The sequence below is a fragment of the Streptomyces sp. NPDC058308 genome (genome assembly GCF_042880275.1).
Taxonomy (GTDB): domain Bacteria; phylum Actinomycetota; class Actinomycetes; order Streptomycetales; family Streptomycetaceae; genus Streptomyces.
In genome coordinates this window covers 204,779-220,217 of sequence record NZ_JBHVZA010000008.1, presented here as the reverse complement: position 1 = coordinate 220,217, position 15,439 = coordinate 204,779, and the positions used below count along the sequence as shown (strand labels likewise).

Annotated in this window: 3 protein-coding genes and 1 pseudogene; all 4 read left to right on the top strand. The window is 73.3% G+C overall.

Annotated elements, in window-relative coordinates; translation table 11 throughout:
* Positions 1–161: 161 nt before the first annotated feature.
* A pseudogene (locus ACFVYL_RS14025) lies at positions 162–11,549 on the top strand (SDR family NAD(P)-dependent oxidoreductase); the annotation flags it as partial.
* Between the two features lie 147 nt (positions 11,550–11,696).
* Positions 11,697–12,896: a cytochrome P450 gene (locus tag ACFVYL_RS14020; RefSeq protein ID WP_389715343.1), complete on the top strand. Its 1,200-nt coding sequence runs from the start codon at positions 11,697–11,699 to the stop codon at positions 12,894–12,896.
* Positions 12,893–14,161, top strand: a complete 1,269-nt coding sequence (locus ACFVYL_RS14015; RefSeq protein WP_389715342.1) for a cytochrome P450 — start codon at positions 12,893–12,895, stop codon at positions 14,159–14,161. The genes ACFVYL_RS14020 and ACFVYL_RS14015 overlap by 4 nt, the downstream gene beginning before the upstream one ends.
* A 44-nt stretch (positions 14,162–14,205) precedes the next feature.
* On the top strand, positions 14,206–15,396 hold the full coding sequence (locus tag ACFVYL_RS14010) for a cytochrome P450 (protein WP_389715340.1): 1,191 nt from the start codon (positions 14,206–14,208) through the stop codon (positions 15,394–15,396).
* Positions 15,397–15,439 lie beyond the last annotated feature (43 nt).

Sequence of the window (15,439 nt, the reverse complement as noted above, 5' to 3'; positions counted from 1 at the left end):
ATCTCCTGCCCTCGGATCTCCTGTCCTCAGGATCTCCTGACCTACTGCTGACTCACCGCATGGAGCAAGTAATGGACGACGTCGAGAAGCTCCGCCATTTCCTGACGCGGGTCACCGCCGAACTCCAGGAGACGCGAGCACGACTCCGGGTGGCGGAATCGGCTACCGACGAGCCGGTGGCGATCGTCGGGATGAGCTGCCGTTACCCCGGCGGCGTGTCCTCGCCCGAGGCACTCTGGGACCTGGTGTCGCAGGGCGGGGACGGCATCACCGGGTTCCCCGTCGACCGCAGCTGGGACCTGGCCTCGCTCGTCGATCCCGACGGCGACCGGCCGGGCACCTCGTACACGGCCGAGGGCGGATTCCTGCACGACGCGGGCGAGTTCGACGCCGGTTTCTTCGGGATATCGCCGCGTGAGGCCCTCGCCATGGACCCGCAGCAGAGGCTGCTCCTGGAGACCTCCTGGGAGACGCTGGAGAACGCGGGCGTCGACCCGCTGTCGTTGCGCGGCAGCCGGACCGGTGTCTTCGTCGGCGCCAGCTTCCGCGACTACGGGAGCAGACTGGCCGCGATCCCGGAGGAGGTCGAGGGCCACGCCATGACCGGCGTCGCCGGAAGCGTCGCGTCGGGTCGTATCGCCTACACCTTCGGCCTGACGGGACCGGCCCTGACGGTGGACACGGCCTGCTCGTCGTCCCTGGTGGCGCTGCATCTGGCGGTGCAGTCGCTGCGTCGGGGCGAGTCCTCGCTCGCCCTCGCGGGCGGTGTCGCGGTGATGTCCACCCCCGACCTCTTCACCGAGTTCAGCAAGCAGCGGGGCCTGGCCAGGGACGGCAGGTGCAAGGCGTTCTCCGCCGCCGCGGACGGGATGGGCGCGGCCGAGGGCGTGGGGATGCTCCTTGTGGAGCGGCTGTCCGACGCCCGGCGCAACGGACACCGGGTGCTGGCGGTGATCCGTGGTTCGGCGGTGAACCAGGACGGCGCTTCGAGCGGGCTGACGGCTCCGAACGGTCCGGCGCAGGAGCGGGTGATCCGGGAGGCGCTGGCGGACGCGGGTCTCGCGGCATCCGGGGTGGATGTGATCGAGGCGCACGGTACGGGTACCGCGCTGGGTGACCCGATCGAGGCGCAGGCTTTGCTGGCTACGTACGGGAAGGACCGTCCCGCCGACCGGCCCGTGCTGCTCGGCTCGGTGAAGTCGAACATCGGTCATACGCAGGCGGCGGCGGGCGTGGCCGGTGTGATCAAGATGGTGATGGCCCTCCAGGAAGGAGTCGTCCCCAGGACGCTGCATGCCGATGAGCCGACTCCGCATGTCGACTGGTCTTCGGGCGCGGTGGAGCTGGCGACGAGCAACACGTCCTGGCCGGACTCCGGGCGGGCGCGTCGGGCGGCGGTGTCGTCCTTCGGCGTGAGCGGCACGAACGCGCACGTGATCGTCGAGGGCCCGCCGACTGTGGAAGCGGCTCCGGCGGCTCCGGCCCCGGCGGTACGTGCCGGTGGCGCTGCTGCTGCCGGTGGTGCCGCTGCGGTGGTTCCGTGGGTGGTGTCGGGCCGGTCCGCGGAGGGGCTGCGGGGGCAGGCGGCGCGGTTGCGTGCGTTCGCCGAGGCCGACGAGGCCCGCGTCGCGGATGTGGGCTGGTCGCTGGCGACGCGCCGTGCGGCGCTTGAGCAGCGTGCCGTGGTGGTGGCCGGGGGCCGGGAGGAGTTCCTCGCGGGCCTGGACGCGATCGCTGCGGGCGAGCCCTGCGGCAACGTGGTCACGGGCACGGCCCCCAGCGGGACCGACGCGGATGTCGTGTTCGTGTTCCCGGGTCAGGGGTCGCAGTGGGCCGGTATGGCCGTCGAACTGCTCGACGCGTCACCGGAGTTCGCGGCCTCCATCGAGCGGTGTGGTGAGGCGTTGGCGCCGCACACCGACTGGTCCCTGCTGGATGTGCTGCGCTCGCGTCCGGGTGCCCCGTCCCTTGACCGCGTCGACGTCGTCCAGCCCGTGCTGTGGGCGGTGATGGTGTCGCTGGGCGAGCTGTGGCGTTCGCGTGGTGTGAAGCCCGCTGCTGTCGTGGGGCATTCGCAGGGTGAGCTGGCCGCGGCGTGTGTGGCGGGTGTGCTGTCGGTCGACGACGCCGCCCGGATCGTGGCGCTGCGCAGCAAGCTGATCGGCGCCGAGCTGTCCGGCAAGGGCGGCATGGTCTCGCTGGCCCGCCCGGTCGAGCAGGTGAGGGAAGTGCTGGCCCCCTGGCAGGGACGTATCTCTGTCGCCACGGTCAACGGGCCGGACGCCACCGTGGTCGCGGGAGACGCGGCTGCCCTGGACGAGCTCATGGAGGCGTGTGAGAGCAACGGTGTGCAGGCGCGCCGTATCCCGGTGGACTACGCCTCCCACACCCCGCACGTGGAGGCGGTCCGCGAGCGGTTGATGGAGGTGGCCGCGCCGGTCACCGCTCGCGCGGGCCAGGTGCCCATGTACTCGTCCGTGACCGGTGAGCGGGTCGCGGGGGAGGAGCTGGACGCCGGGTACTGGTATCGGAACCTGCGGGAGCCGGTGCGCTTCCACGAGACGGTCCAGGCTCTGATCAGGGACGGCTACACCACGTTCGTGGAGGTCAGCGCGCATCCGGTCCTGACCGGTGCGATCGAGGAGACGGGGCACGCGGCGGACAAGCCGCTGACCGTCACCGGCACCCTGCGCCGTGACCACGGAGGCGACCGGCAGTTCCTCACCTCCCTCGCCGCCCTCTGGGTCCACGGCGTGACCCCGGACTGGACGGCCCTCCTGCCCGCCCCCGCCCCGGACGGCGAACCGACCGCCCACCTGCCCACCTACGCCTTCCAGCGCCGGCACTACTGGCTCACGTCCGGCGGTGTCGGTGACATGCGGGGCGCGGGCATGTCGGGGACGGGACACCCTCTGCTGGCAGCCGGTGTGAGCGTGGCGGAGGGCGGCGGTTTCCTGTTCACCGGCCGGTTGTCCACGGGTTCGCACCCGTGGCTGGCCGATCACGCCGTCCTCGACCGGATCGTGGTGCCGGGTGCGGCCATGGTGGAACTGATGCTGCGGGGCGGCCAGTACGCGGGTGCGGACGGGCTGGACGAGCTCGTTCTGCACGCCCCGCTGGTCATACCGGCCGACGGCACCGCCGTCGACATCCAGGTGGGCGTCGACGCCGCCGACGAGCACGGCGTGCGAGCCGTACGCCTGCACTCCCGGCCACACCTCCCGGAGCTCGACGGCGAGGTGACCGCCTGGGACTGCCACGCCACGGGCGCCCTGACCGCGACGCCGCTGCCGCGCCCGGACGAGGCGACGGACCGCGGGTCCGCGGCCACGGCCCAGTGGCCGCCCGCGGACGCGGAGCCGGTCGATCTCGACGGGTTCTACGAGCGTCTGGCCGGTCACGGCTACGCCTACGGGCCGGTGTTCCAGGGCGTACGTGCCGTGTGGCAGCGCGGTGACGACATGTTCGCGGAGGTGTCCCTGCCGGAGTCCGGCGGCGACGCCGACCGGTTCGGTGTACACCCGGCGCTGCTGGACGCGGCCCTGCAGACCCGCCTCGTGGCGCTGCTCGACGGGTCGGCGGAGAGGATGATGCCGTTCTCGTTCACCGGCGCACGCATCCATGCCACCGGTGCGACCTCCGCACGGGTACGGGTGTCGCGGACCGGCCAGGACGCCTTCTCGCTGGTGATGAGCGACCTCGCGGGCCTGCCGGTCGTCACGATCGAGGAGATCGTCGTCCGCCCGCCGGCCGTCGGCCTCTCGACGGCCGGTCTGCCGCGCGACTCGATGTTCGAGCTGAACTGGACGCCCCTGTCCGGAAGTTCAGGCGCATCAGACCATTCGGACGAGGCTGCTGTGTCACCGGTCGTGGTGATCGGCGAGGGCCTGCCCGGGTTCGACGCGTCCGCGTACGCGGACGCCGCGTCGCTGATCGCCGCCGTCCGCGCGGGCGAGGAGGCGCCGCGCGCGGTGCTGCTGTCGTGCCCGCCGGCCCGTGAGGTGTCCGACGTCCCCGCGGCGGCCCGGGAGCGGCTGGCCGCGGCGCTGGGGGCCGCGCAGGAGTGGCTGGCCTGCCCCGAACTGGAGGCCACCAAGCTCGTGTTGGTGACCAGGGGCGCCGCTGCCGTGCTCCCCGGTGAGCCGGTCGACGTGGCGGTGGCCGGGGTGCGCGGACTGTGGCGTTCGGTGTGCTCGGAGCACCCGGAGCGGTTCGGGCAGCTCGACGTGGACGCCGTCTCCTCCCCGGCGGCGGTGGCGGCCGCCGCACTGGTCGCCGGGGAACCCGAGATCGCCGTGCGTGCCGGTGCGCTGTCCGTGCCGCGCCTCGGCCGGGTCTCGCCGTCGGACCCGAAGGTGCTTGCGGTGCCCGCCGGGAGCGGCGCCTGGGGTCTGGACCTCGGCGCCGGTGACACCCCGGACGATCTGCGGCTGACCCCCCGCCCGCGCGCCGAGGAGCCGCTCGGCCCGGGTGAGGTGCGGGTCGCGGTGCGGGCGACCGGCGTCAACTTCCGGGATGTGCTGGTGTCGTTGGGCGTCGTCCCCGACCGTGAGGGGCTCTTCGGCAGCGAAGGCGCCGGCGTGGTCCTCGAAGTCGGCGCCGAGGTCACCGGCCTCGCGGTGGGCGACCGGGTCATGGGGCTGCTGTCCGGGGCGTACGGCGGGCCGGTGGCGGTGGCCGACAGCCGCCTCGTCGTACCGATGCCGCGCGGCTGGTCCTTCGCCCAGGCGGCCGCCGTGCCCGCGGTCTTCCTGACCGCCTCGTACGCGCTGACGGACCTCGCCCAGGTCGGCGCCGGGGAATCGCTGCTGGTCCACGCCGCCGCGGGCGGGGTGGGCATGGCGGCCGTGCAGCTGGCGCGCCACCTCGGCGCGGAGGTGTACGCCACCGCGAGCGAGCCCAAGTGGCCCGTCGTGCGCGGCACCGGTGTCCCGGCCGCCCGCACCGCGTCGTCGCGCACCGTGGAGTTCGCCGACCGGTTCCTCGACGAGAGCGGGGGCCGGGGCGTCGATGTCGTACTGAACTGCCTGGCAGGCGAGTTCGTGGACGCCTCACTGCGACTGCTGCCGCGGGGCGGCCGGTTCATCGAGATGGGCAAGACGGACATCCGTGCCGCCGAGGAGGTCGCCGCGCAGTGGCCGGGAGTGCGGTACCGGGCGTTCGACCTGGGTGAGGCCGGAGCGGAGCGCCTGGGGGCCATGCTCGCCGAACTCGCTGAGCTCTTCGACCGGGGCGTGCTGTCCCCGTTGCCGGTCACCGCGTGGGACACGCGTGAGGCGCCCGAGGCGTTTAGGCAGCTGAGCCAGGCACGGCTCACCGGCAAGGCGGTCCTGACCACTCCCGCGGCCGCCGTCGGGGGCACGGTGCTGATCACCGGTGGTACGGGGGTCATCGGCTCGGCGGTCGCCCGCCACCTGGTCACCGGCGGCGCGGCCACCGACCTCGTCCTGGTCGGCCGGCGCGGCGCCGAGGCCCCCGGAGCCGCGGAACTCGTCGCGGAGCTGACCGCGTCGGGCGCCTCGGTGCGGGTGATGAAGTGCGACGTGTCCGACCGGGACGCGCTGGCCGCACTCCTCGAAGGACTGCCCGGCCTGCGGGGTGTGGTGCACGCCGCGGGGACGGTGGACGACGGCGTGGTCGCCGCGCTGACGCCGGAGCGCCTGGACGCCGTACTGCGGGCCAAGGCGGACGCCGCCTGGCATCTGCACGAGCTGACCCGGGACCGCGACCTGTCGCTCTTCGTCCTGTTCTCCTCCGCCGCGGGTGTGCTCGGGTCGGCCGGACAGGGCAACTACGCCGCGGCCAACGCGTTCCTGGACGCGCTCGCCCGGCACCGGCGCACCCAGGGCCTTCCCGCCCACTCGCTCGCGTGGGGCCTCTGGTCCCGGCGCAGCGCGCTCACCGGCGACTTGACCCACGCCGACCTGGACCGGATGCGCCGCATCGGAGTGCGGCCGCTCTCCGTCGACCAGGGCCTCGCCCTCTTCGACGCGGCGGTACGGTCGCCGCGCGCCCTGAGCGTGCCCGCCGCACTGGACGTGGCGGCCCTGCGCAGGCAGGAGGACCCGGCCCCGGTCCTGCGCGGGCTCGTGCGCACACCGGCCAGGCGCGCGGCCGTGAACGCGGCCGTCGGCGGCGGCCTGCGGGAACGGCTTGCCGGGCTTTCCCCTGCGGACCGCGACCGGACCCTGACCGAACTCGTGCGCGCCCAGGCCGCCGTGGTCCTCGGCCACGGGCACGCCGACACCGTGGCCGAGGACCGGGCCTTCAAGGACCTGGGCTTCGACTCGCTGACGGCGGTCGAACTGCGCAACCGCCTCAGCACCGCGACCGGGCTGCGGCTCCCGGTGACCGTCGTGTTCGACCACCCGACGCCGGCCGCACTGGCGGCGGAGCTGCGCGTACGGCTCGTACCGGAGGGTGCGGAGAGCGGCTCGGCCGCCGTCGTGAGCGCCCGCGCGGCCGACGCCTGGGCCGATGTCCCGGCTGACGCCTCGGTCGATGCCTCGGTCGACGCCTCGGGCGACGACGACGCGATCGCCATCGTCGGCATGAGCTGCCGGTTCCCCGGTGGGGTGCGCTCGCCCGAGGACCTGTGGCAGCTGCTCACCGACGGCCGGGACGCCATGGGCGCGTACCCCGACGACCGGGGGTGGCACGTCGAGCTCGGCGACTCCGCGTCGGCCGACCGCTTCGACCGGGTCGGCGGATTCCTGCACGACATGGCCGACTTCGACCCCGAGTTCTTCGGGATCTCGCCGCGCGAGGCGCTGGCGACCGACCCGCAGCAGCGGCTGCTGCTCGAATCGACGTGGGAGGCGTTCGAGCGCGCCGGAATCGATCCGACCACGCTGCGGTCCACGTCGACCGGCATCTTCGCCGGACTGATCTACAGCGACTACGCCTCGCGGTTCCGCGAGCCGCTCAGCGGCTTCGAGGGGTACCTCGGCAACGGCAGCGCCCCCAGCGTGGCGTCCGGCCGCATCGCGTACACCCTCGGTCTCGAAGGTCCCGCGATCACGGTGGACACCGCCTGTTCGTCGTCGCTCGTCGCACTGCACCTGGCCGCGCAGGCCCTGCGGCAGGGCGACTGCACGCTCGCGGTCGCCGGTGGCGCGACCGTCATGTCGACGCCGCGGCCGATGGTCGAGTTCAGTCGTGTCGGGGGGCTCGCGCCCGACGGCCGGTCCAAGGCGTTCTCCGCCGAGGCCGACGGCATGGGCTTCGCCGAGGGTGTCGGCATGCTGGTGGTGGAGCGGCTGTCCGACGCCCGGCGCAACGGGCACCGGGTGCTCGCGGTGCTCCGCGGCTCCGCGCTCAACCAGGACGGCGCGTCCAACGGCCTCACCGCGCCCAGCGGCCGGGCACAGCAGCGGGTGATCACGCAGGCGCTGGCGAACGCCGGTGTGGCGGCGTCCGAGGTGGACGTCGTCGAGGCGCACGGTACGGGTACCCCGCTGGGCGATCCGATCGAGGCGCAGGCCCTTCAGGCGACGTACGGGAAGGACCGTCCCGCCGACCGGCCCGTGCTGCTCGGCTCGGTGAAGTCCAATATCGGTCACACCCAGGCGGCGGCGGGCGTGGCCGGTGTGATCAAGATGGTGATGGCGATGCGCCACGGTGTCGTACCGCGCACCCTGCACGTCGAGCGGCCCGCCGAGCACATCGACTGGACGGCCGGCGCGGTGCGCCTGGTGGAGAAGGACGAGCCGTGGACACCGGCCGGCCGGCCGCGGCGCGGCGCCGTGTCGTCGTTCGGCATCAGCGGTACCAACGCGCACGTGATCATCGAGGAGGGTCCGGCCGGGACGGCCGCGCCCACCGCCGACCCCACCGCCGAGCCCACCGCCGGCCCCACCGGCGGACCGGTGCCGTGGGTGATCTCCGCGAAGAACGCCGACAGCCTGCGCGAACAGGCCCGCCGCCTGCACGAGCGGGTGAGCGGCGACCCCGCCCTGGCACCCGTCGACATCGCCCGCTCGCTGCTCTCCACCCGTGCGCTGTTCGACCATCGCGCCGTGGTGATCGGCGGGACCCGCGACGAACTCCTGGACAAGCTCGCGTCGTTGGGCCGGGGCGAACCGGCCGAAGGCGTGGTGCGCGGAGTGTCGGCCGGGCGGTCCGGGACCGTATTCGTCTTCCCGGGGCAGGGGTCGCAGTGGGCCGGAATGGCCGCGGATCTGCTCGATACGTCGCCGGTGTTCGCGGAGTCGGCCGAGCGGTGTGGTGAGGCGTTGGCGCCGCACACCGACTGGTCCCTGCTGGATGTGCTGCGCTCGCGTCCGGGTGCCCCGTCGCTTGACCGCGTCGATGTCGTCCAGCCCGTGCTGTGGGCGGTGATGGTGTCGCTGGGCGAGCTGTGGCGCTCGTACGGCGTGGAGCCCGCTGCTGTCGTGGGGCATTCGCAGGGTGAGCTGGCCGCGGCGTGTGTGGCGGGTGTGTTGTCGGTCGACGACGCCGCCCGGATCGTGGCGCTGCGCAGCAAGCTGATCGGCGCCGAGCTGTCCGGCAAGGGCGGCATGGTCTCGCTGGCGCGGCCGGTCGACCAGGTGACGGAACTGCTCGCGAGGTGGCCCGGCCGGATCGGCGTGGCCACGGTCAACGGGCCCGGCGCCACCGTGGTCGCGGGCGACGCGGACGCGCTGGACGAGCTGATGGAGGCATGCGGGAACGAGGGCGTCCAGGCGCGCCGTATCCCGGTGGACTACGCCTCCCACACCCCGCAGGTCGAGCGGCTGCGCACCGCGCTCCTCGACCTGGCCGCGCCCGTCGCGCCCGCCCCCGGCGGCGTGCCGATGTACTCCGCCGTGACCGGGGCGCTGCTGGACGGCGGCGCGGCCGGAGCCGAGTACTGGTACCGCAACCTGCGGGAGACCGTACGGTTCGACTCCGCGACCCGCGCTCTGGCGGCCGCGGGACACCGGGTGTTCGTGGAGGTCAGCCCGCACCCGGTGCTGATCAACGCGATCGAGCACACGCTTGAGGACGGCACGGCCGGAGAAGCCGCGGGCCAGGGCGCGGCGGCGGTGGTCACCGGAACGCTGCGGCGCGGTGAGGACGGCCAGGAGCGGATGCTCGCCGCCCTCGCGGAGGTGTTCGTGCACGGCGCCCCGGTGGACTGGACGCACGCCTTCCCGGGCGGCCGTACCGTGGATCTGCCGACCTACGCCTTCCGCAGGCAGCGGTACTGGCTGGACGCCCCGGAGCACGCGGGCGACGCGAGCGGCGTCGGACTGGCGGTGCCGGACCATCCGCTGCTCGCGGGCGTGGTCGGCCCGGTCGGCAGCGACACCCTCGTGTACACCGGCAGGCTGTCCCGGACGACCCACCCCTGGCTCGCCGACCACACCGTGCTCGGCACGGTGATCCTGCCCGGCAGCGTGTTCGTCGACTGGGCGCTGTACGCGGGCGGCGAGTCCGGCTGCCCCCGGATCACCGAACTCACCGTCGAGGAACCGCTGTTCCTCGACGCCTCCGCCGCGGTGCACGTCCAGGTGGAGGTGGGACGTCCCGACGCGAGCGGGCAGCGCTCGCTGACCGTCCACTCCCGCGTGGAGTCCACCGATGCGGACACGGCGTACGGATGGACGCGCCATGCCCGGGCGATCGTCGCCCCGGCCCTGCCCGGGACGGACACCGGCACCGGCGCACAGGGTGGAGACGCCGGCGCAGTGGGTGGAGACGCCGACGCCGACGCCTTCGCGGAACTCTCCGGCACATGGCCGCCGCCGAACGCGTCGACCGTCGCACTGGACGACTTCTACGACGGTCTCGCCGCTCGCGGATTCGCGTACGGGCCCGCCTTCCGCGGCCTGCACGCCGCCTGGCGGCGCGGTACGGAGATCTTCGCCGAGGTGGCCCTCGGCGAAGAGGCCACCAGCCTCGCGGACGGCTTCGCCCTGCACCCCGCACTCCTGGACGCGGCCCTGCACGCGGCAGGAGCGACCGGTGCCGACGCCGGTGCCGACGCCGACGGGAGCGGCCGGGAAGAAGGCGGTGCGGCACAGGTCCGCATCCCGTTCTCCTGGACCGGTATCCGGCTGCACTCGGCGCCCACCACCACGCTCCGCGTGCGCCTCTCGGCCTCCGGCCCGGAGACGCTCGGCCTCCACCTCGCGGGCAGCATCGGTCAACCCGTCGCATCCATCGGGGAGTTGACCCTGCGAGCCGTCGACCGCGCACGGTTCCAGGAGAGCACCGCGGCCCGGCCCGTACCGCGCGAGCGGCCCCGGCACGCCCCCGTGGACAGCGCGGCCGCCCGTCTGGTGAGGGACGCCGCACCGGCGGAACGCCCCGCACTGCTGGCCCGCCTCATCCGCGACCAGCTCACCGCCGTACTGCGCAACGACGCCACGGACATCGGCGGGGACGTCGCGTTCCTGGACCTCGGGATGGACTCGATCGGGGGCATCACCCTGCGGGACCGGCTCGGAGCCCTGCTGGATCTGCGGCTCCCGGCGACGACGACGTTCGAGTACTCGACCACGTCCCTGCTCGCCGGCCGCCTCGCCGAGTTGCTGGAGGAGCGGGCCACCCTCGAACCCGGCGACGCGGAGCCCACGGCGCAAGCGGGGCCCACGGCGCACGCGGAGCCCGGGGCGCACGCCGACCCCGAGCGGGCGGCAGCGGCGGAAGCGGAGACGCGGCCGGAGGCCGGACCGCCCGCCGCCGTCGCACCCGCCGCCGTCGCACCCGCCGAACCTCTGGACAGCCTCACCGCCCTCTACCACCAGGCCTACGCCCAGGGCAGGACCGGCTCGACCGGCATGGATCTCATCCAGGCGGCGGGCTGGCTCCGTCCCTCCTTCACCGTCGACGACGCCGCCGATCACGTGCTGCCGCCGGTCCGGATGGCCACCGGTGACGGCAGCCGGGCCAAGCTGGTGTGCCTGCCCGCCATCACGGCCACCGCGGGGCCGATCCAGTACGCCATGATGGCGCAGCACTTCGAGGGCAAGCGGGACGTCCTGTCGCTGGTCAACCCCGGCTACGCCGAGGGCGAGTTGGTGGCGGACACCTTCGACGCCCTGGTCGAGGTGCATCTCGTGCAGCTGCGCGAGATGGCCGGGAGCGAGCCGTTCGTCCTGCTCGGGCACTCCATGGGCGGTCTGATCGCCCACGCCCTCGCCATGCGGGCCGAGGAGGCGGGCCTGACACCGGACGCGGTGGTCCTCCTGGACACCTTCCAGGCGACCCACCAGTTCGCGGAGAAGACGACCCTCGCGATGAACGAGGGCCTGGACTCCCGTGAACGACTCCTCGGTCCCTTCGCCCTGAACGGTGTGAAGCTGACCGCCATGGGCCGCTACAACGCCCTCTTCATGCAGCAGTGCGTGCTGCGTCCGATCAAGGCCCCGACGCTCTTCCTCAGCGCCGCCGACCCCATGCCCCACCAGGACGAGGGCTTCGAGGACGAGGGCTGGCGGGCGATCTGGCCCCTGCCCCACACGGCCGTGCCCACCCCGGGCGACCACTTCACGATCATGGAGCACAACCTGCCGCTGACCACCGGCGCCATCGAGAGCTGGCTCACCGAACACGGCCTGTGAGCACGCCCCGAGCTGCGACACCCAGAGCCGCGACGCCCTGGGCTCTCGCGACGCCCCGAGCCCCCGCGACGCCCTGAGCATCGGCACCCGCCACTTCGGCACATCCGACTACAACACCCCAGCCACCACAGGAGAGGAAGCCTCCCCATGACCATGCCCGCCTTCGAAAAAGTGGCCCCGCCCGGCGCCGACTTCGCCTCGGACCCGTACGCGATCTACACCCACCTGCGCGAGCAGAGACCGGTTCACCGCGTGCCGACCTACGACGCCGGCGACGTCTGGCTGATCGTCGGACACGCGGAGGCCCGCGCCGCCCTGACGGACCCGCGCCTGCGCAACGACATCCGCCACTCGTCCTCCTGGCAGGACGACGGCGGCAACGCCATCGGTCTGAACATGCTGCAGACCGACCCGCCGGACCACACCCGGCTGCGCCGCCTGGTGGCCAGGGAGTTCACCGCGCGCCGCATCGAGGCGCTGCGCCCGCGCATCCAGGAGCTCGCCGACGAGCTGATCGACGCCATGCTGCCCCTGGGCCGCACCGACCTCGTCGAGGCGTTCGCGATGCCGCTGCCGATGGCGGTCATCTGCGAACTCCTCGGGGTTCCGGCCACCGACAGGGACCAGTTCCGCGTCTGGTCCGGGGAACTCGTCTTCCCCAGCAGCCCCGAGGCCGCCGGTGCCGCGGTCCAGGCGATGACCGGCTATCTGGCCGAACTCATCGAGGCCAAGCGCCGCTCGGACGGCGAGGACCTGCTCAGCGCCCTGGTGCGCACCATGGACGAGGACGGCGACCGCCTCTCGCCCGAAGAGATGCTCGGCATGGCCTTCCTGCTGCTGGTCGCGGGGCACGAGACCACCGTCAATCTCATCGCCAACGGCACGTGTGCGCTGCTCCGCAACCCGGAGCAGCTCGCCGCCCTGCGGGCCGACCCCGCGCTGATCGACGACGCCGTCGAGGAGATGCTCCGCTACGACGGCCCGTCGCACTCCACGGCGCACCGCTTCGCCTCCGAGGACGTGGAGATCGCGGGCACGGTGATCCCCGCGGGGGACCCCGTGCTCGTCCTCCTCGCGGCGGCGAACCGGGACCCGGCGCGCTTCACCGACCCCGACAGCTTCGACATCCGGCGCGACGCGCGCGGCCACCTCGGCTTCAGCCACGGGGTCCACCACTGCCTGGGCGCGCCGCTGGCCCGCCTTGAGGCCACCGTCGCCCTGCGCGCCCTCCTGGAGCGCTGCCCCGGCCTGGCCCTCGACACGGACCCGGACACCCTGGCCTGGCGGCCGAGCCTGATGCGCGGGCTGCTTCACCTGCCGGTGCGCTACGAAGGAAGTGACAGGTGACCGAGGGCCTCCAGGAATACGGCGAGGCGGGCGAGGTCGACCCCGCGAAACTGTTCGACCTCATGAATCCGCGGTACATGGCGAGTCCGTACGACGCCTATCGCGTCGCCCGGGAGCGGGTACCGGTCTGCCCGATGTCGGCCGACGGCCCGTGGGTGGTCACGGGACGGGCGGAGATGGCCGGCGTGCTGGGGGACCCGACGCGGTTCACCAGCCGCACGAACACCCATGGCGCGTACGAATTCACCGACGCGTGCCGGGAGTTGCTCGCCGGATCGGTCTACTACCGGGTCGCGTTGTTCAACGCCGGTCCCGCCGGCCACGGCAGGTTCCGTTCGCTGCTCGACGAGGAGTTCTCGCCGCGCGCTCTGCGGCGCCATGAGCCCGCCGTCCGGGCCACGGCCGGCGAGCTGGTGGCGGGCTTCAAGGACGCAGGCGGCGTCGACCTCCTCGCGGGCTTCGCGTACCCGCTGCCGCTGACCGTGCTCTGCGACGTCATCGGCGTACCGCCGGCGGACCGGGCCACCGTCAAGTCGTGGCTGGGCGACTGGCTCCTCATGCAGGTGCTCCCGCTGCCGCCCGAGGACCAGCTCCGGTGCGCGAAGAGCGTGCTCGCCTTCGAGGCGTACTTCCGGGACCTGCTGGCGGACCGGCGCCGGCGCCCCGCGGACGACCTGCTCGGCGTGCTCGCCGACGCCGCCGCGCAGAGCGATCCGGTGTGTACTGTCGACGACGCCGTCCTCGCCCTCCTGGTCATGATGGCCGCCGGCCACGAGACGGTGACGCACCTCATCACGAACACGGTCCACCAGCTGCTGCGGGACCGTGCGCAGTGGGAGCGGCTCGTCGCCGACCGGTCGTTGATACCCGGGGCCGTGGAGGAAGGGCTCCGGTTCAACACCTCCGTGCAGGGCGTGCCCCGCACGGTGACCGAGGACGTGACGCTGGGCGGGGTGGACCTTCCGGCCGGCGCGAAGGTGCACGCGATGGTCGCGGCGGCGGGCCGGGACCCCGGCTCGGCCGACGACCCGGAGACCTTCGCACTCGGCCGCACGGCGCCGCCGCGGCACTTCGCGTTCGGCCACGGCCCCCACTCCTGCCTCGGGGCGGGCCTGGCGCGGCTGGAGGCTCAGGTGGCGCTGGAAGCGCTGGTCGAAGGGGTGCCGACCCTGGAACTTGCCGCCGGGTTCGAACCGCAGCACATCCCGGGCGGCTTCGTCATCAACGGCCTGCTGGCTCTCCCGGTGACCTGGACCACGAGCTGACGTCAGCCCCCACCCATCTCATCCATCCCTAGTGAGGAAACGCCTTGGCAGTGACAGATTTCGAGGACTTGACCGGGCTCGGCCAGGGCTTCGTCGACAACCCGTATCCGGTCTACGAGCGCATGCGGGCCCAAGGCCCGGTGCACCGCGTCCGTACCGCCGCGTCCGGCGAGTTCTGGCTCGTGGTGGGCCATGAGGAGGCGCGCGCCGCACTGACCGACCCGCGCCTGTCCAACGACATCCGGCACTCGGCCGGGTGGCAGGACGACGGAGGCAACTCCATCGGCCTGAACATGGTGCAGACGGACCCCCCGGACCACACCCGGCTGCGCAAGCTCGTCGCCAAGGACTTCACGTCCCGGCGGATCGCGGAGCTGCGGCCCCGGGTCCAGCAGATCGCGGACGAGCTGGTGGACGCCATGCTGCCGCTGGGCAAGGCGGACCTCCTTGAGGCGTTCGCGCTGCCGCTGCCCCTGGCCGTGATCTGCGAACTGCTCGGGGTGCCGTCGGGCGACCGCAAGATGTTCCACGACTGGTATCTGGCGAGCACCGACTTCACCCGGCCCGAGGAGGCCGGTGCCGCGGCGCAGGCGATGACCGGTTATCTCGCCGAGCTCGTCGCCGCCAAGCGGGTGGAGCCGGGCGCGGACCTGCTGAGCGCGCTGGCCGGCGGCCTGCACGCCGAGGACGACCGGCTCTCCCCGGAGGAGATGCTGGGCATGGCCTTCCTGCTGCTGGTGGCGGGCTACGAGACGGCCGCCAACCTGCTCTCCAGCGGAACGCTCGCCCTGCTGCGCCACCCCGAGCAGCTGGCGGCCCTGCGCGCCGACTTCTCGCTCCTGGACAACGCCGTGGAGGAGATGCTCCGCTACGAGGGGCCGGTGGAGACGACGGCGTTCCGTTACACCAAGGAGCCGGTGGAGATCGGCGGGGTGTCCGTGGACCGGGGCGAGTCGGTGGCCGTGGTGCTGGCCGCGGCCTCGCGCGATCCCAAGAAGTTCGCCGAGCCCGACCGCTTCGACATCCGCAGGGACGCCCGGGGCCACATGGCGTTCGGCTACGGCATCCACCACTGCCTGGGCGCGCCCCTGGCCCGTATGCAGGGCGCGGTCGCCTTCCGCACCCTCCTGGAGCGCTGCCCGGATCTCGCGCTGGACGCCGGGCCCGACAGCCTGGCCTGGCGCCCCAGCCTGATGCTGCGCGGCCTGCACCAGTTGCCCGTCACCTTCGGCTGAGGGCATGCCCGTCACCTTCGGCTGACGGCGTCGACGCGCGTGG

Coding starts and splice junctions, on each gene's coding strand:
- ACFVYL_RS14020 (WP_389715343.1), top strand. CDS start 11,697: ATGACCATGCCCGCCTTCGAAAAAGTGGCCCCGCCCGGCGCCGACTTC.